This window comes from Mycobacterium sp. UM_Kg1 (genome assembly GCF_000972925.1).
Taxonomy (GTDB): Bacteria; Actinomycetota; Actinomycetes; order Mycobacteriales; family Mycobacteriaceae; genus Mycobacterium; species Mycobacterium hiberniae.
In genome coordinates this window covers 17,680-34,699 of the sequence record NZ_JRMK01000034.1, presented here as the reverse complement: position 1 = coordinate 34,699, position 17,020 = coordinate 17,680, and the positions used below count along the sequence as shown (strand labels likewise).

The window sequence follows — 17,020 nt, the reverse complement described above, 5'->3', positions numbered from 1 at the left end:
GCCGCCGGCGGATCGCTCGGTGCACTCGATGCGGCGTCGCCCGCCCCGGTGACCTCCGCCGGAATCCCGGTGTGGTGCGCCGCTCCGAATTCCGCCAGGACCACCAGCGTCAGCAGCCACAACGCCAGCGCCGCCACGACCAGCAGCACCGCCCGCCAGACCGGGGCCCGCCCCCCCGGGAAGGCCAGCGGTAGCGGAGCGGCGTCCCTGGGCTGAGAGCGCCGATGCCGCGTCCGGTGCACGATGGCGAGCACCACGACCGCGCCGGATACCGCCAGCAGGCCGGCCAGGATGATCGCCTCCGCCACGCCCCCGGCCTCGGCCCGCCGCGGCCCGCGCTCGGCGCCCGGCAGGTAGCCACGGGTGGTCGCCCCCGCGGCGAGCAGCAATACCGTCAGGGCGATCACCCGCACGGTCGTCCTGTCGGCCCTTGCGGCAACACCAGTCACCTGGGTCGCCCGCCGTTGCCGCGGCATTCCCCATACTGGCACGCCCGGACAGGCCGCGGCCAGGACGCCGCAACGGACCGCAACCGGCCGCCGGCGACTGCGCAGCGCTCAGGAGGACTTCTCGTCGTGACCGCCGAACTGCTTACGCATCGCCGAGAGCACCTTGGCGCCGAACTCGAACAGGTGGCGCGAGGAGAATCGCGCGTAGAGCGCGGTGGTCAGCACCGGCGCGGGCACTCCCTCGTCGATCGCGGCGATGACGGTCCAGCGGCCCTCCCCCGAATCCGACACCCGGCCGGCGAACTCCGCCAGATCCGGCGATGCGTGCAACGCATCGGCGGTCAGGTCCAGCAGCCACGAACCGATCACGCTGCCCCGGCGCCACACTTCGCTGACCTGCTCGATGTCGATGTCGTAGCGGTAGAACTCCGGATCTGCCAGCGGTGCGGTCTCGGCGTCACCGGGTTGGGTCTGCGCGCCGATGTCGGCGTGGTGCAAGATGTTGAGTCCCTCGGCGATCGAGGCCATCATCCCGTACTCGATGCCGTTGTGCACCATCTTCACAAAGTGCCCCGCCCCCGTCGGCCCGCAGTACAGGTAGCCGTTCTCCGCCTGCGTGATCGGCCCGTGGCGCCCCGGTGTGCGCGGGGCGCAGTTGACTCCCGGTGCCACCGTGGCGAAGACCGGCTCGGCGTAGTCGAACGCAGCCCGGTCGCCACCGACCATCAGACAGTAGCCACGCTCGCGGCCCCACACGCCGCCGCTGGTGCCGCAGTCCAGCAGGCGGATCCCCTTGGCGGCCAAAGTCTTTGCGTGCGCTATATCGTCGCGGTAATAGGTGTTTCCGCCGTCGATCACGACGTCGCCGTCCGTCAGCAGGCCGCTCAGCTCGTCGATGACACTCGTGGTGATCGCACCGGCGGGCACCATCACCCACACCACCCGCGGGGCCGGCAACTGTGCGGCGAGTTCGGCCAGCGAGCGCACCCCGGCGGTGTTGGGTTCGTCGGCCAGGGCGCGGACGGCGTCCGGGTTGTGGTCGTAGACGACGCATTGGTGGCCGCCGTCGACGATTCGCCGGACCAGGTTGGCGCCCATCCGGCCCAGGCCGATCATCCCCAGCGCCATGGTGCGCTGGTGCCTGCCGACTGTCATCCGATCGAAGCTAGCCCCCCAGTCTGGGCGGAAGCTGATCGGCGGATGCGCCGGGTTCGGTCAGCCGACCGGGGCGATTCCCGGCGGGAAGTAGGGGCCGATGCCGCCGGTGTAGATCCCGGGCTGCCAGCCGCGTGCGCCGAGGCACAGCAACGGCAACCCATCGGGCGACTGCGCCGCCGACTGCGGGTTCGGGCAGGGCGAACCGATTTCCTGCACCCCGTAGAGCGGGTAGGAGATCTGCCAGAAGCCGGTGTCCTTGGGCGGCCACTGGTTGGCGATGAAGTGGCATGCCAAGGCTTGCCCGTTGGGGCCATGCCCGTAGATGAAGCGCTCCCAGCTGAAGCACGCGTCTCCCTGCCGCTGCCCCTCGGCCATGCCCGGCACGTCGCCGGGGTAGGCCACCGCGTCCGGTGCGGCGCCGACGGCGACCACACCCGCGGCTCCCGCCAGGAGAGCAGCTGCAGCTAGTTCACGAATCATTCTTCGCCCTCAGTCCGTCGATCCAGGCCGGTGTTCCTCGCGTGCGAGCCTAACGGGTGCGTGTCGCGCGCCATCAGGAATCCGTCCGGAAGCCCTCAGGCCCGGGCGCTAAAGTGCCGCGGATGACCGCAACACAGTGGCAGCTCGACGCATCGGACGGCCAGCTGCTGGTCCACACCGGCGTTGCGGGCCGGGCATCCAAGATGGGACACCGGCTCACCATCGCCATGGAGCGCTGGCAGGCGCGCGTGTCGTGGTCCGGCGAGTCGCCCAGCGGCGTGGACCTGGTTGTCGAGGTGGATTCGCTGCGGGTGCTGCAGGGCGAAGGCGGCATGACGCCACTGACCCCGCCGGAGAAGACGCTGATCCGCAGTAATGCGCTCAAGTGCCTGGCCGCCGACAAACATCGGCTGATCCGATTCGGCTGCGATGAGGTCGAACCGGCCGGCGAGGGCTACCGGCTGTCCGGAACGCTGGAGATCAACGGGCGGCGCAAGCCGCACGTCATCACTGTCCGGGTGGCCCAGGAGGACGGTTCCTGGCAGGTCAGCGGTGACACCGAGGTGCGCCACAGCGACTTCGGGGTGCGGCGCTATTCGATGTTGATGGGTGCCATGCAGGTCGCCGACGAGGTGACGGTGTCGCTGTCGGCGAGCATCGCTGCCGACCCGCCGTGACTCAGCGCCCGGACGGGCCGTAGACGTGGTCCCGAACGCGCTCCAGCTGGGTCGGGACGCCACCGGGCTCCGACAGGTCCGAACCGATCTCCGAAGCGTCCCACAGCGAACCGAACTCCACGTCCTCGGTCTCGGCCGGTGCGGCCGGTGGGAGCGCCGGGATCGCCGCCGGCGCCGGGGCGGGCACCACGACGCGGGCCACCGTCGCACGCTGGGGCACCGGCGATTCCGGCGCTGACCTGTCGGGGCCCAGTTGCAGGCTCAGCGCGGCCGCCAGCGATGCCACCAGAGTCACCGTTCCCACCGCCAGCATCAGCAGGGCTGCGACGTAGGACAGCGGGCGGGGCCGATGCCGGCGCAGGGCTCCGACCGCCAATCCGGCAGCCGGAGCGCCCAGCGGCGTCGAGGTCAATTCGGCGTGCGGGGCCAAGGCCTGCGCCGCGCCACGCGCCAGCGCCTGGATCGCGCCGCCCTGAACGAAAACCGGCATCCCGAGGTGGGACTCCAAGCGCCGCCCGAGCCGGTCCATACCTCGCACCGATCCGGCGACCATCAGCGTCTCCGGCCGCTGACCGCCTGCGGCCAGCCTGTCCCCGAGCCAGTCGGCGACCTGGTCGAAGTCGGTGACCGCATGGGAGTCGACCACCGGTTCCGGGGCTCCCGGGCGCGCGGGCAGGACCAAGGTGGCCAATCCGGGTTCGACGACGCAGACGGCAGCGGCCTGAAGGCCGCCGGCCAGCGAGGCAGCCGCCAGGCCGTAGCGCACCGGCACCACGTGGTCGAAGCCGGCGTCGGCGAGCGACTCCAGCAGCAGCGCCGCGGCGACGGCCGCATCGTCACTCCAGGTGACCGCCACCCCGCGCAGGCGATCGCCGCGGGCGGCCAGCATGGCCCCCACCCGGGCGGCCACCGCCGACGCCTGTGCGGCAAGGCCGACCGCGTCCGGACCGGCATCGCCACCGTCGACCCAGACCTCTTCACCGATCCCCGGGCGGTGCGAGCCCGCGGCCGTGACCCAGCCGATTGTCGACGGGGTGACCGCCAGCCCCAGTACGGTGTTCAAAATCGCGCGCCCCAATCGATCCCGACCTGCGCTGTCGCGGCCGCTGCCGCAGCCCCTTGCCGCGCCCACGGGCGGGATCGGCTCGGCAGCGACAGCGGACAAGCGACTGCTCAGTGCAGTGTTTTTCTCGGCTTATCGGAGGGCAGCCTACGCGTGTCGTGCTGCATGTTCTAGCCGGGTACCGGGCGGAAATCGGGTATGCTATAGAGCGAGTCGATCCCGGGAACGGCCGCTTGAGTTGCGAAATGCGGCCGTTGCTGCATGTGAAGGACCGATCCGAAGTGGTGGCGCACAGCGTCGCGATCGTGAGAGTGACCGTTCCACAGTGAGACGACAAGGGGCAGGAATGACAGACGTGACCAAGGGATTGCGCTGGGCACGCCGACTTTTAGTCGGCGCGGTAGCTGCCGCAGCGTTGCCGGGCCTGATCGGCCTGACCGGTGGCGAGGCAACCGCATCGGCGTTCTCGAGGCCGGGTCTGCCGGTCGAGTACCTGCAGGTGCCTTCGGCCGGGATGGGCCGTGACATCAAGGTGCAGTTCCAGCCGGGCGGGTCGGGCTCACCGGGCCTGTACCTGCTCGACGGCATGCGCGCCCAGGACGACTACAACGGCTGGGACATCAACACCCCGGCGTTCGAGTGGTACCTGGACTCGGGCATCTCGGTGATCATGCCGGTCGGTGGCCAGTCCAGCTTCTACAGCGACTGGTACCGCCCGGCGTGCGGCAAGGCGGGCTGCTCCACCTACAAGTGGGAGACCTTCCTGACCAGCGAGCTGCCGGCCTACCTGGCCTCGGAGTACGGCGTGAGCCAGAGCCGCAACGCCGCGGTCGGCCTGTCGATGGCCGGTGCGTCCGCGATGACCCTCGCGATCTACCACCCCAACCAGTTCGTCTACGCCGGTTCCCTGTCGGGTTACATCAACCCGTCCGACGGCAAGAGCTGGATCGGCCTGGCCATGGGTGACGCAGGCGGCTACAAGAAGGAAGACATGTGGGGTCCCGACGACGACCCGGCCTGGCTTCGCAATGACCCGACGGTCAACGTCGGCAGGCTGGTGGCCAACAACACCCGCCTGTGGGTCTACTGCGGAAACGGCCGCCCGAACGAGCTGGGCGGCGACAACCTGCCCGCCACGTTCCTGGAGGGCAACTTCATGATCGGGCAGAACAAGAAGTTCCAGGAGCTCTACACCGCGGCCGGCGGCAACAACGCGATCTTCAACTTCCCGGACTACGGCACCCACAGCTGGGAGTACTGGGGCCAGCAGCTGCAGGCCATGAAGCCCGACCTGCAGAGCCACCTGGGCGCCGGCTAGCGCAGCTGTCCATCGCGGCGGTCTTACCACTGGGTCCCATCCGATTTCGGATGGGACCCAGTGCTTTTCCCGCAGGGGTTACCCCAGCCCGCCGGACGTGATTGGATGGGGCGCATGCAGGGTTCTGCGACAGTTCATATGGCTGCCCCGGCTGAACGGATCTGGCAGCTGGTGGCCGATGTCCGCAACATCGGCAAGTTCTCTCCGGAGACCTTCGAGGCCGAATGGCTCGACGGCGCGGACGGCCCCGCGGTGGGCGCACGATTTCGCGGCCACGTCCGGCGCAATGGGATAGGTCCGGTGTACTGGACGACCTGCCGGGTCACCGAATGCGAGCCCAGCCGGGTGTTCGGGTTCGCGGTGCTCGCCGGTGACCGTGCGGTGAACCGCTGGCGCTACGAGCTCACCCCCACCGCCGACGGCACCGACGTCACCGAGTCATTCCGGCTGGCCGATTCCCTGCTCACCACCGTCTACTACTGGCTGTTCGGCGGTTTCCTCAGGCAGCGCAACAACATTCGCGACATGCGGCGCACCCTGGAACGCATCCGCGACGTTGCCGAACAGCCCTAGCGGCCTCAGTCCAGACTGTCCGGGTCGGCCAGCGGCAACACCAGAAACGACGGCGTGGGCCCGCCCTGGTGCACCTGGTAGAGACCACCGGCCAGCGCGCGCCGAGTGGGCACGTTGGGGACCAGGTGCGGAAAGTCGTAGGTGGTCAATGTCAGCCGCAGCCGGTGCCCCGGTGTGATCAGGGCCGCGGTCGGGAAGATCTCGATGTCGTAGCGGGTCAACTGTCCGGGCTCCACCGGCCGCACCGCGTCCCGGGTGCTGATGTGATGCGGGCGCAGCACCGTGCCGTCCGGCAGATACCAGGTGCGGGCGGGGTCCAACTTCCGGTGCGAGCCCAGCAGCGCTCCCATGGTCAGCGGCCGGCTCGCACCCTCCGGTGCTACGTCGTCGAGGTGGGCGACCCACAGCGTCTCGGTGGTATCGGCCGTCGCCTGCACACTGAGTGTGATCGGTCCGGCCAGCAGCGTCGGCGAGTCGAACGGCTCCGTCGTGTAGGTCAACGCTCCCCGGTGCAACCGGCTGTTGTCCTGGTCGTAGCGGGTGCGACCGCCCCCGGCTGAGGTGACGTAGCTGTTGAGTCCCAGCGACCACTGTTCGAGGCTGCGCCCCGACACCGGGCCGCGCGAACGGTAGGGCAGCTTGGCGACGGTTTGCTCGGCCGGGGCGTCGTCGGCCAGCCGGCCGTCATGGGCCAGGTAGAGCCGGGTCGGTTCCGCTTCGGGCATCGGGTATTGGCCGGTGTGATACCACCGCTGATCGCCGATCGCCTGGAAGGTGAACGGCGAACCCGAGATCGCCGCCGTCTCATCGTCTTTCAGCCAGTAGTCGAACCAGCGCAGCTGCAGATCCTGCATTTGGAGACCATCGAAATCCGACACGTGATACCACGGCCCCATCAGCAGCCGGATGCGATCGACGGTCGGCTGGCCGGGCTCCATCGGAGCACTCGCGGGGCGACCGACGCTGGAGTTCTGCAGCGCGGCGTAATTCAGCGGCGCACCCCGCTGGAAGGCATCGTGCCAGCCGCCCACCAGAAAGACCGCGACGTTGTTGGCGGCGATCGCGGGCAGTAGCGGGTCAGACCGCATCCGGTCCCACACCGGTCCGTCGTAGGCGGCCTCGCCGCCGGCACTCACGTCGGCGATCAACGGCCAGAAGTAATTTCGCTGGTCCTTGCCACGCTGCCGCACAGCGGCGAGCCCGCCGGCCCGGGGCCGCTCGTGCCCGCCCCGTGCGAGGAATTCCAGTGTCGGATTGATGACGTTGAGCATCGAGTACACCGCGCCATAGCCGCGCACCGCCGGCATGTGGGTCGCGCCGCCCATCGTCGCGACGTCCCGGTAGAAGTCGTTGGCGGCCATCACCGGGAAGATCGCCTTGAGCGGCGAGTCCGGGCCCACCGAGGCCGCGGTGAACAGCTGGTTGATCGCCAGGTAGGAAATACCGAACATGCCGACCCGGCCGTTGGAGTTCGGCAGCTTCGCCGCCCAGGCGACCAGTTCGGCCCCGTCTCGGGCCTGGTCGGGACCGAACATCTCGAACGATCCACCCGATACCCCGGTGCCGCGGACGTCGACCATCACCTCGATGTAGCCGCGCCGGATCAGGCGCGGGGTCGGCCCCCCACCGATCTGGGCCGCCGGCGGCGGGGCCAGCTTGCCGTACGGCGTCAGCGACAGCAGCACCGGAAACGGCCCGGGGGCGGGCTGTCCGGTCTCGGGCACGGTGGGGTAATGCACGTCGGCCCGCAGCACCACGCCATCGCTCATCTGCACGGCCACGTTGCGCCGCACTCCGACGCCGTATTCGGCGGGACGCGGAGTCCACTCCGGACTCAACGGCGAGGAGCTGTACTTACGGTTTCTGATCACCGCTGCCCGGCGCGCGGCGATTCCCGCAGCCCCGACCGCGGCGACAGCGGCCAACGCCAATCCTGCCCGGCGTGACCGTCCCGGGCGCCTCAAGCCCGGCTCGGCAGCGTCAACGTGCACGCCTGCCCGATATCGAGGGTGCGCAGCAGCCGGCCCATGCCCAGCCACAACGCGCACGACAGCGCAAGGTCGGCGAGCAGCTCGTCGCTCAGGTGCTCGGCGCACCGCGACCAGAAATCCTCGTCGTCGCGCAGGCCGGTGTGGTCTGTGGCGAACCGGTGGGCGAACTCGGCCGCGATCCGCTCCTGGGGGCTGAACCCCTCCCAGGTGCGCCACTGGGCCGCGTGCTCGTAGAGATCCTCGCTGACCCCGGCCGCCGGGCCGTCGGCGTCACGGGTGTTTTCGCAGACCGTGCACTCATTGTCCAAGGCGATCACCATCCGGGCCAACTCCCGGGTGCGCAGCGGCAGCCGGCCGCGGGAGTAGACCGCCGTGCTGAAACCACCGATTCCGGCGGCCAGTTCGGGCGACTTGACCATCCAGCCCATCACGTCGTCTGGGGCGAAATCCCCGATTCGGCTCATACCTTGGGATACTAGCGGGTCGCCGGTGCGCCAAGGCCGCTAAAACTCCTGTCCCCTAGGACCTCACGAGGGCGGGCGGGAGACACACTGCGCGGAGTACAGCGCCTCGCCGAGCTTGTCCATCAGCTCCAGCTGCGTTTCCAGATAGTCGATGTGCGACTCCTCGTCGGCGAGGATGGTCTCCAGAATCTGGGCGGTGGTGCTGTCCTGCTTCTCCCGGCACATCACGATGCCCGGCCGCAGCCGGTTGAGCACGTCGATCTCCAGCGCCAGGTCGCTCTCGAACTGTTCGCGCAGCGTCTGGCCGATACGCAGCGATCCGATGCGCTGATAGTTCGGCAGGCCGCCGAGCACCAGAATCCGGTCGGTGACCGACTCGGCGTGGCGCATCTCCTCCATGGACTCTTCGCGGGTGTGGCCGGCCAGCTCGGTGAAACCCCAGTTGTCCTGCATCTTGGCGTGCAGGAAGTACTGGTTGATCGCGGTGAGTTCGCTGGTCAGCTGCTCATTGAGCAGTTTGAGAACTTCGGGGTCGCCTTGCATGATCTCTCCTCTGCCATGAAGAACCTCGCCGGTCGGCCGCGACGGAGGGGCGTGAGTCATCGCCGCAACGCGCACATTCAATCTAATGCAGGTGAGGTGCCGCAGTCGCGTGTTTCCCCGTGCCTCGGCGCGCCTCATCGCCGCACCACCGCCGGAGCCGTCCGGCGAACTATTTGTCATCTGCGGCTAATCGACGCGTGCAAGGTGCGCTTTACTTAGGTTAGACTCTACTAACATCGGGCTCACTCCGCCCGACAATCTCGCAAGCAGTCGACGATGGACATGAGGTGATGACGCTGCTGGAATTCGAGGGTGCAGCGCGTGCACAGCACCGGCTCGACAACCCGGACAAGACCGCAAGAGATCCGCTGGCGTCGGCCGGCCAGGGTCGGTAGGGCCAGCGCATGTACGTATGCCTGTGTGTCGGAGCCACCAATCAGATGGTGTCGGACGCCGTCGCCGCCGGGGCGTCGACGTCGAAAGAGGTAGCCGCGATGTGCGGCGCGGGAGCCGACTGCGGCCGGTGCCGCTGCACCGTTCGCGGCATCATCCAAGCGGCCCTGGCCGCTGCCGACGAGGATGCGTTGCGCGGCCTCGCCCTGGACATCAGCCCCGTGGGATCACGCTGAGCCGCCGCCCGGCCGGCCGCTGAATTCGGCCAGCGCGTCGGCGTTGGCCTGGCCGCCCAGCAGTTCGGCGAAGAACCCGTTCTCACGTTCGACAGCCTCCAGCGTTGCGGCCCGGGTCGGCTCGACCATCGCCGCCTTGACCGCCATCAGACTTGAAATAGGCCGGGACGAAAGCACTTCGGCGTGCCTGCGGGCCTCGTCCAGAAGGTCGTCCGGTTCGCACACGGCAAAGACCAAGCCCATCCGCCGCGCCTCGTCGGCGTTGATCCACTCCGAGGACATCAACAGCCAGGCGGCGTTCTGCCTGCCGATCAGCTGCGGGAGCAGATACGACGAGCCGGCCTCGGGGGCCACTCCCAGACTGGTGAACGGGCACTTCAGTCGCGCTGTCGAGGACATGAACGCCAGGTCCGCGTAGCCCAAGATGGTGGCTCCGATGCCCAGGCCGAGGCCGTTCACCGCACAGATCAGCGGCTTGGGGAACCGGCCCAGCGCCGCGATGAGACCGCGGAAACCGTGCTTGCCCGGCACGAAGTCCGGGTCGGTGACCATCGCCTGCATCTCGGCAAGGTCCGTCCCGGCGCTGAACGCGCGTCCCGCACCGGTGATCAGCACCACCGCCACCTCGGGATCGTCCGCGGCGGCCAGCAACGCCTCGGCGGTGGCGTCGTAGAGCGCCTCGTTGAACGCATTGAGCGCCTCGGGACGATTCAGCGTCAGGGTGCGTACCCGGTTCCGGTCTTCGGTCGTCAGGATCACCCGTGCAGCCTAAACGGCCCGCGCCCGCCGCTGCGCTCAGAGCAGATCGACCCGATGACCGGCGGCCACCACCTTGCCGATGATCCGCGCCAGTCGCCGATAGGACTCTTCGCGGCCGCTGGAGGAACGAAAGACCAACCCGATGCGCCTGCCGGGCTGCGGCGGCGCGAAATGGGCCAGCGCCAGACCGTTGCGCTCGGCCTCCACCGCCACCGCCGTCTGCGGGATCAGGGTCACGCCCAGCCCGCCGTTCACGCACTGCACCGCGGTGGCCAGCGATGCCGCGCGGGTGGTCGCCAATTCCGCCCGCACGCCGGCGTTGCGGCAGATCTCCAGCGTCTGGTCCCGCAGGCAGTGGCCCTCATCGAGCAGCAACAGCGGCAGGTCGGCCAGCGCGGCCGGAGGAAGTCGGCGCTTGCCGGCCAGCGCATGCCCCGGCGGCAGGGCCAACACGAAATCCTCGTCGTATATCGGGATTTCGGTCATTGCTGCCACGTCGGCCGGCAGCGCCATCACGGCCGCGTCGACGGCGCCCTCGCGCAGCCCGGTGAGCAGTCGCTCAGTCTGGTCTTCGATCACCCGCAGGTTGAGCTCCGGCAGTTCCTCGGCCAGGCCGGCCAGCACCGCCGGAAGCACGTACGGCGCCACCGTCGGGATCAGGCCCAGCCGGACCGCGCCCTGCAAGGGGTCGGCCACCCCGGCGGCCGCCGCGGAGAACTGCGCCGCCGCGTCGAGCACCGCATGAGCGTGCGGCAGCAGCTGCTGCCCTTCGGCGGTCAGGAAAACCCGCCGGGTGGAGCGCTCGATGAGTTGCACCCCCAACCCGGCCTCCAGCGACGACAGGGCCTGCGAGAGGGTGGACTGACTCAGGCCCAGACCCGCCGCGGCGAGGCTGAAGTGGTGCTTCTCGGCCACGGCAGCAAAGGCCCGCAGGCCCGCCAGCGTGGGCTGATAGCTTGCATCGGTCATGCCGATAATTATAGTGCGTGGCATCACCTTTCATTTTTAATTCGAATGGGGCACGATGGACCATGCGGGCGCCCACCGCGCCCCGACGGCATATATCTCACACAAAGGAGTGTCATGGCACTGTTGACTATCGGCGAGCAGTTCCCGTCCTACCGGCTCACCGCCTTGATCCCGGGCGACCTGTCGAAGGTCGACGCGAGCGGGCCCGACGACTTCTTCACCACCATCACCAGCGATGACCACGCCGGCAAGTGGCGCGTAGTGTTCTTCTGGCCCAAGGACTTCACCTTCATCTGCCCGACCGAGATCGCGGCCTTCGGCAAGCTGAACGACGAGTTCGCCGACCGCGACGCCCAGGTTCTCGGCGTGTCGACCGACAACGAGTTCGTGCACTACAACTGGCGCGCCCAGCACGAGGACCTCAAGACCCTGCCGTTCCCGATGCTGTCGGACCTCAACCGCGAACTGGTGACGGCGACCGGCGTGCTCAACTCCGACGGCGTCGCCGACCGGGCCACCTTCATCGTCGACCCGAACAACGAGATTCAGTTCGTCTCGGTGACGGCGGGGTCGGTGGGCCGCAACGTCGACGAGGTGCTGCGGGTCCTCGACGCACTGCAGTCCGACGAGCTGTGCGCCTGCAACTGGAAGAAGGGCGAGGCGACCCTGAACGTCGGCGAGCTGCTCAAAGAATCTCTGTGATCGCAGCGGTATGAATCGCGCTCGCGGTGATGTCGAGCGCCAGGATGAGGAGGAACAGCGCCGATGAGTATTGAGAACCTCAAGAACGCGATCCCGGACTACGCCAAGGACCTCAAGCTCAACCTGGGTTCGATCGCCCGCACCACGGTCCTGAACGAAGAGCAGCTCTGGGGCAGTCTGCTGGCCAGCGCTGCGGCCACTCGCAACGCCACGGTGCTGGCCGAGATCGGGGCCGAGGCGGCCGACAACCTGTCGGCGGAGGCTTATCAGGCCGCCCTGGGCGCCGCGTCGATCATGGGCATGAACAACGTGTTCTACCGTGGTCGGCACTTCCTGGACGGCAGCTACGACGACCTGCGGCCCGGGTTGCGGATGAACATCATCGGCAACCCGGGGGTCGACAAAGCCAACTTCGAGCTGTGGAGCTTCGCAGTCTCGGCGATCAACGGCTGCCAGGCGTGCGTTGCCTCCCACGAGCAGGTCGTCCGGGCGGCGGGCGTCGGCCGCGAAGCGGTGCTGGAAGCTCTCAAGGTCGCTTCGATAGTGGCCGGGGTGGCGCAGGCGGTCTTCGCCGCCAGCGCCGATCCAACCGCTTCGTAGGCGGTCCAGTCTCTATCGGCGCGCGCCGGGTGATGCCCGGCGCGCGCCGTAGACTTTGATTCTGTGACGCTCAGCGATACCGACCGTGGTTACCTGGCCCGCTGCGTCGAATTGGCCGGCGAAGCCCTGACGCACGGCGACGATCCGTTTGGTTCACTGTTGGTCGACGGCGACGGCACGGTGCTCTTCGAGGACCGCAACCGCGCCGGCGACGGCGATGCCACCCGCCACCCCGAGTTCGCCATCGCCCAGTGGGCGGTGGCCAATCTCACGCCGGCGCAACGTGTCCGGACCACCGTCTACACCTCCGGCGAACATTGCGCGATGTGCGCCGCGGCCCACGCATGGGTGGGATTGGGCCGGATCGTCTACGCGTCATCGGCAGCGCAACTGACCGAATGGCTGCGCGAGCTGCAGGTGCCGGCGGCCCCGGTGGCCTCGCTGCCGATCACCGCAGTCGCTCCACACGCGCTGGTCGACGGGCCGGCGCCGGAATTCGAACGAGACTTGGAGGCGCTGTTCAGGGCCCGCTACCAAGACCGGTAACCCGCACGACGCTCATCCTCGGGCAAGCCACGCCAGGCGGTCGAGGGTCACCGGATCCTCCTGTCCGTCGTAATAGCGGTCCAGCACCGCACGAAAGTCGCGGCAGCAGCACCGGCCGATATGGCCGCCACCCTCACAAGCCCGCCCGAACAGCGTCATCGAGGAACGCAGCTTGATGTCGTCGGGCCAGCCCAGAATCTCCTCGACAGACCGGCCGCGCACCGCGCCGATCACGCCCGCACATTCCTGCAGCCGCGGCCCGAGCACGTCGTGCGCCAGGTAGGCCCGTGCCTCGGCCGCCGACCCGATGCCGTAACGCCGGGCCATCGCGCTGGTGCCCAACCCCGATAACTGCGGAAACACGAACCACATCCAGTGGCTGCGCTTGCGGCCGGCACGCAGTTCGGCCAGCACGGTGTCGTACACCCCGGCCTGCGCGTCGACGAAACGCTGCAGCCCGAAGGTGTCGGCCATACACCAACCGTGGCACAGTTCGAGTGCGGCAGTAAAGGAGTCAGCGATGTCGGTGATACCGCGGCGGTTCCCCAGAGTAGGCGAGCTCGCGCCGCTGATCCGGTTGCGCAGACCGCGGCTGAACCGCACCGCGCGCCGCCTCGAGCGTGCGCTGACCGTCGAGGACCTGCGGGACCTCGCCCAGCGGCGCACGCCGCGGGCGGCCTTCGACTACACCGACGGCGCCGCCGAAGACGAGATCTCCTTAGCCCGGGCGCGGCAGGCCTTCCGCGACATCGAGTTCCATCCCGCCATCCTGCGCGACGTCACCAGCGTCGACACCACTGCCAGCGTGCTGGGGGCGCCGGTGGCGTTGCCGTTCGCGATCGCACCCACCGGCTTCACCCGGCTCATGCACACCGCGGGCGAACTGGCCGGTGCCCGCGCGGCCGCTGCCGCGGGCATCCCGTTCTCGCTGTCCACCCTCGGCACGGCCTCCATCGAGGACGTCGCACAGGCCGCCCCGGCGGCGCGCCGCTGGTTTCAGCTTTACATGTGGCACGACCGTGATCGGTCGATGGCGCTGCTGCGCCGCGCCGCCGACGCGGGCTACGACACCCTGATGGTGACGGTCGACTGCCCGGTCGCCGGCGCCCGGCGGCGAGACACCCGCAACGGCATGTCGATTCCCCCGGCGCTGACGCCGCGGACCGTCGTCGACGCCGCCCTGCATCCGGCCTGGTGGTTCGACCTGTTCACCACCGAACCGCTGTCCTTCGCCTCGCTGGACCGATGGTCGGGCACCGTCGCGCAGTACATGGACTCGATGTTCGACCCGAGCGTGACCTTCGACGACCTGGTGTGGATCAAATCCCAATGGCCGGGCCGATTCGTCGTCAAAGGCATTCAGACCGTCGCCGACGCCCGCGCCGTGGTCGACCTGGGCGCAGACGGCATCGTGCTGTCCAACCACGGCGGCCGCCAGCTCGACCGGGCACCCGTGCCGTTTCAGCTGCTGCCCGAGGTGGCCCGCGACGTCGGTAGTGACACCGAAATCCTGCTGGACACCGGCATCATGAGCGGCGCCGACATCGTCGCGGCGGTCGCGCTGGGCGCCCGCTGCACCCTGATCGGCCGGGCCTACCTCTATGGCCTGATGGCCGGCGGACAGGCCGGCGTGCACCGGGTGATCGACATCCTGGCCGAACAGATCCGGCGCACCATGCGACTGCTCGGCGCCCGCGATCTGGCGGAGTTGTCCCCGCAGCATGTGACCCAGCTGCAACGGCTGGTACCCCGCCGGTAACGCCGACCGCCCTCAGCACGCGGGGGCGCGCATGATCAGCGCGGCGATCATGTCGGTGATGCGCGAACCGGGGCGGGCCCCGCCGGGGTTCTGGGGTCTCAACCCCGGGTATAGCCGCAGCCGTGACCACTCACAAGGAGCTTGTGCGCCGGTTGCTGCGGCGGGCGGGCACCACCTACGCCCAGGAGGCCGGCATCCGCCTGCGCAATCAGCCGATGCCGCTGTTCCAGCTGTTGATGCTGTGCCTGCTGGCCAGCAAGCCGATCGACTCGGCCGTGGCGGCCCGCGCGGCCCGGGAACTGTTCAGGAGTGGCCTGCGCACCCCGCACAAAGTCCTCGAAGCCGACCGGCAGACCTTGATCGACGCCATGGGACGGGCTCATTACCGCCGCTACGACGAGAGTTCGGCCACCATGCTCGTCGAATTGGCGGAGGCGACACAGACCAACTACGGAGGCGATCTTCGGCTGCTCGCCGAACGCAGCGGACGCGACGTCGAGGCGGCCACCGAGGCGCTGAAGGCCTACAAGGGGATCGGCGACGTGGGCGCGAGCATCTTTCTCCGGGAAGCCCAGGACGTCTGGCCGTGGGCGCGCTACACGTTCGACCAGCGCGCACTGGAAGGGGCACGCGAACTCGGACTCCCCACCGACCCCAACGAACTCGGTGCGCTGGCCCAGGGCCGCAACGCCGAACTCGCAGCGGCACTGGTGCGCTACTGCACCGATCCAGACATCCGGGCACAACTCGACGAATGACGGGGCGGCGAGCACACGCCGCCAGGGCCGCCTATCGCAGCGTCGCCGTACCGTCCTCGTGCACGTCGACCGCGGCACCGGCGATGTCCTCGTCGACGGTCATCTGGGCGGCATCGCGGTCCCGGACCACCGCAAGGGTGCGCGCTCCGGCCGGGGTGCGGACCGCCAGGAACGCCTGCTCAGGCCGGCCCTCGCGATCGAACGGTGTGGTCCACGACTCCACTTCGCCGGTTCCCTGCCACTGCACCAGCGACGCCCGGGTGACTTGTGCGTCCACCTCGGGTTGGACATCCTGCCAGCGGAACCCGGCCTGCGGCGGTTCGGTCGCATAGACGCCGAAACTGTGCTTGGTCAGGTAGCCGCCGTTGGCGGTGATCAGGCCGCGCCGCCCCGGGTTGGCCACCAGCAGCTCGGCCAGGGTGGCGATCGAATGCATCACATAGTTGTTCCACGGCCCACCGGCAAAGGTGAGGCCGCCGGTCACCGTCAGTGGCCGGGCGGGGTCATCGGTGGGCAGCCCCAGTTCGGCGGCGGCGACCTGCACCGCAGACGGGAAGCACGAGTACAGGTCGACGTAGTCGATCTCGCCGACCTGCGCGACACCGGCGAGCTCCAGCGCCCGGGCCCCCGCGATCCGGATCGCCGGTGATCGGTGCAGCTCGGCGCGCTCGGCGATGGCGTAGGTGTCGTGGGCGTCGGTACCGGCGTGCGGGAAGACCCAGTTCTCGGAGGGGACGCCCAAATCGGTGGCGGTCTGGACCGAGGTCAGCACCAGTGCGGCCGCCTGATCGACCATGTTGTTGGAGTTCATCAGCTTGGTGTAGGGGTAGCTGATCATCCGGTTGGCGGGACCGGGCTGCCAGATCTCCTCGGCGCTGACCGGCTGCCGGATCCAGGCGTGCGGGTTGGCGACGGCCACCGCGTTGAACCGCGACCACAGTTCACCGATTCGCCGACGATGGTCGTCGACCTTCTCCCCCGCGGCGATCCGCAACGCCTGCTCGAACAGCGGGTAGACGTAGGCGGGCCGGTCCAGCCCGATCCGCTCCTGGTCCGGGCCGACCATCGGCACGTCTTCGCCGTCGCACTCGGCCAACGGGACGGTGTCGTCCTGCTGTGTCCAGGACAGCCTTTCGCCGGCTCGTCGCAACCTGGTCCGGGTACGCCAGGTCTCACCGCCGGTGAGCAGCACGACTCCCGCGCGGCCATGTTGGATGTCCAGGCAGGCCTGATTCACCAGGGACTGCGGCACGTTGCCGCCCACCGGGCTGTACCGGGTGGTGGGGCGCTGCGCACCGATCCGCTGGCCGACCAGAGCGCCCGGATCGCGATACCGGGCCGAGAGCAGGTTGACCACCCGGATCGAGTCGACGGCGCGCAGCACTCGATCGGTCGCGGCGCGCCGCGCCGCCGCCGCCATCAGGTCGACGGGCTCCACCGGGTCGGAGTCGTCGCGATGGTTGATCTGGCCGTAGCCGATGAGCACCGGGGTCCGGGGGTCGACAGACATGGCCGTAAGACTAATCGGCGGCGAAAAGCACTCCGTCGGCGATCAGGCACACTGGCCTGGAGTCGGCGCCGG

19 protein-coding genes and 1 pseudogene are annotated in these 17,020 nt (G+C 69.0%); 9 read left to right on the top strand and 11 right to left on the bottom strand.

Annotated features, from left to right (window positions below):
• From LI92_RS07825 to LI92_RS07815, 3 genes and pseudogenes are all read right to left on the bottom strand, one after another.
• Window positions 1-413 (bottom strand): annotated as a pseudogene (locus LI92_RS07825) (DUF4129 domain-containing protein); the annotation flags it as partial.
• A gap of 144 nt (window positions 414-557) precedes the next feature.
• Window positions 558-1,577 carry a phosphogluconate dehydrogenase (NAD(+)-dependent, decarboxylating) gene (gene gnd, locus LI92_RS07820; protein WP_046317768.1) on the bottom strand — a complete coding sequence of 340 codons (1,020 nt, stop codon included), beginning with the start codon at window positions 1,575-1,577 and terminating at the stop codon, window positions 558-560.
• A gap of 87 nt (window positions 1,578-1,664) precedes the next feature.
• Entirely contained in the window at window positions 1,665-2,087 is a 423-nt protein-coding gene (locus LI92_RS07815; RefSeq protein ID WP_046317755.1) for a hypothetical protein, read from the bottom strand.
• 122 nt (window positions 2,088-2,209) lie between these two features.
• On the opposite strand from LI92_RS07815, the gene LI92_RS07810 reads away from it, so the two are divergent.
• Window positions 2,210-2,764, top strand: coding sequence for a YceI family protein (locus LI92_RS07810; protein ID WP_046317753.1), 555 nt, complete (start codon window positions 2,210-2,212; stop codon window positions 2,762-2,764).
• A 1-nt stretch (window position 2,765) separates the two neighbouring features.
• On the opposite strand, the gene LI92_RS07805 is transcribed toward LI92_RS07810, so the two are convergent.
• On the bottom strand, window positions 2,766-3,827 hold the full coding sequence (locus LI92_RS07805) for a DUF7159 family protein (RefSeq protein WP_046317750.1): 1,062 nt from the start codon (window positions 3,825-3,827) through the stop codon (window positions 2,766-2,768).
• 346 nt (window positions 3,828-4,173) lie between these two features.
• On the opposite strand from LI92_RS07805, the gene LI92_RS07800 reads away from it, so the two are divergent.
• Window positions 4,174-5,145: an esterase family protein gene (locus tag LI92_RS07800; RefSeq protein ID WP_046317748.1), complete on the top strand. Its 972-nt coding sequence runs from the start codon at window positions 4,174-4,176 to the stop codon at window positions 5,143-5,145.
• A gap of 114 nt (window positions 5,146-5,259) precedes the next feature.
• Window positions 5,260-5,718 carry an SRPBCC family protein gene (locus LI92_RS07795; protein WP_152665376.1) on the top strand — a complete coding sequence of 153 codons (459 nt, stop codon included), beginning with the start codon at window positions 5,260-5,262 and terminating at the stop codon, window positions 5,716-5,718.
• 5 nt (window positions 5,719-5,723) lie between these two features.
• On the opposite strand, the gene LI92_RS07790 is transcribed toward LI92_RS07795, so the two are convergent.
• The 3 genes from LI92_RS07790 to bfr form a co-directional block, all read right to left on the bottom strand.
• Window positions 5,724-7,487, bottom strand: a complete 1,764-nt coding sequence (locus tag LI92_RS07790) for a CocE/NonD family hydrolase (RefSeq protein WP_046317766.1) — start codon at window positions 7,485-7,487, stop codon at window positions 5,724-5,726.
• 191 nt (window positions 7,488-7,678) lie between these two features.
• On the bottom strand, window positions 7,679-8,173 hold the full coding sequence (locus tag LI92_RS07785; RefSeq protein ID WP_046317744.1) for a carboxymuconolactone decarboxylase family protein: 495 nt from the start codon (window positions 8,171-8,173) through the stop codon (window positions 7,679-7,681).
• A 63-nt stretch (window positions 8,174-8,236) separates the two neighbouring features.
• Window positions 8,237-8,716, bottom strand: coding sequence for a bacterioferritin (bfr, locus tag LI92_RS07780; protein WP_046317742.1), 480 nt, complete (start codon window positions 8,714-8,716; stop codon window positions 8,237-8,239).
• Between the two features lie 404 nt (window positions 8,717-9,120).
• On the opposite strand from bfr, the gene LI92_RS07775 reads away from it, so the two are divergent.
• On the top strand, window positions 9,121-9,345 hold the full coding sequence (locus tag LI92_RS07775; protein WP_046317740.1) for a (2Fe-2S)-binding protein: 225 nt from the start codon (window positions 9,121-9,123) through the stop codon (window positions 9,343-9,345).
• Here LI92_RS07775 and LI92_RS07770 read toward each other — a convergent pair.
• The gene (locus tag LI92_RS07770) at window positions 9,337-10,104 is read right to left on the bottom strand and encodes an enoyl-CoA hydratase/isomerase family protein (RefSeq protein WP_046317738.1); all 768 of its coding nucleotides are present in this window, start codon (window positions 10,102-10,104) and stop codon (window positions 9,337-9,339) included. The genes LI92_RS07775 and LI92_RS07770 overlap by 9 nt on opposite strands.
• A gap of 36 nt (window positions 10,105-10,140) precedes the next feature.
• A complete protein-coding gene (locus tag LI92_RS07765; protein WP_046317736.1) occupies window positions 10,141-11,073 on the bottom strand; it encodes a hydrogen peroxide-inducible genes activator in 933 nt (310 codons plus the stop codon).
• 114 nt (window positions 11,074-11,187) lie between these two features.
• Here LI92_RS07765 and LI92_RS07760 point away from each other — a divergent pair, with 114 nt between their 5' ends.
• The 3 genes from LI92_RS07760 (at window position 11,188) to LI92_RS07750 (ending at window position 12,921) form a co-directional block, all read left to right on the top strand.
• Window positions 11,188-11,775 (top strand): peroxiredoxin, encoded by a 588-nt coding sequence (locus LI92_RS07760; RefSeq protein ID WP_046317734.1) that lies wholly within the window; start codon window positions 11,188-11,190, stop codon window positions 11,773-11,775.
• Window positions 11,776-11,838: 63 nt separating this feature from the next.
• Entirely contained in the window at window positions 11,839-12,375 is a 537-nt protein-coding gene (gene ahpD, locus LI92_RS07755) for an alkylhydroperoxidase, AhpD family (RefSeq protein WP_046317732.1), read from the top strand.
• Between the two features lie 63 nt (window positions 12,376-12,438).
• Window positions 12,439-12,921 carry a deaminase gene (locus LI92_RS07750; RefSeq protein WP_046317730.1) on the top strand — a complete coding sequence of 161 codons (483 nt, stop codon included), beginning with the start codon at window positions 12,439-12,441 and terminating at the stop codon, window positions 12,919-12,921.
• Window positions 12,922-12,933: 12 nt separating this feature from the next.
• Here LI92_RS07750 and LI92_RS07745 read toward each other — a convergent pair whose 3' ends face one another.
• Window positions 12,934-13,395 (bottom strand): DUF1810 domain-containing protein, encoded by a 462-nt coding sequence (locus LI92_RS07745; protein WP_046317729.1) that lies wholly within the window; start codon window positions 13,393-13,395, stop codon window positions 12,934-12,936.
• A gap of 46 nt (window positions 13,396-13,441) precedes the next feature.
• Between LI92_RS07745 and LI92_RS07740 the strand changes: the two genes are divergently transcribed.
• Together LI92_RS07740 and LI92_RS07735 are read left to right on the top strand one after the other, a co-directional pair.
• Window positions 13,442-14,680: an alpha-hydroxy acid oxidase gene (locus LI92_RS07740; protein ID WP_046317727.1), complete on the top strand. Its 1,239-nt coding sequence runs from the start codon at window positions 13,442-13,444 to the stop codon at window positions 14,678-14,680.
• Between the two features lie 122 nt (window positions 14,681-14,802).
• Window positions 14,803-15,438, top strand: a complete 636-nt coding sequence (locus LI92_RS07735) for an HhH-GDP family DNA glycosylase (protein WP_046317725.1) — start codon at window positions 14,803-14,805, stop codon at window positions 15,436-15,438.
• Window positions 15,439-15,469: 31 nt separating this feature from the next.
• Here LI92_RS07735 and LI92_RS07730 read toward each other — a convergent pair whose 3' ends face one another.
• Complete coding sequence (locus LI92_RS07730) at window positions 15,470-16,948, bottom strand: acetyl-CoA acetyltransferase (protein ID WP_046317723.1); 1,479 nt, start codon at window positions 16,946-16,948, stop codon at window positions 15,470-15,472.
• Between the last annotated feature and the right edge of the window lie 72 nt (window positions 16,949-17,020).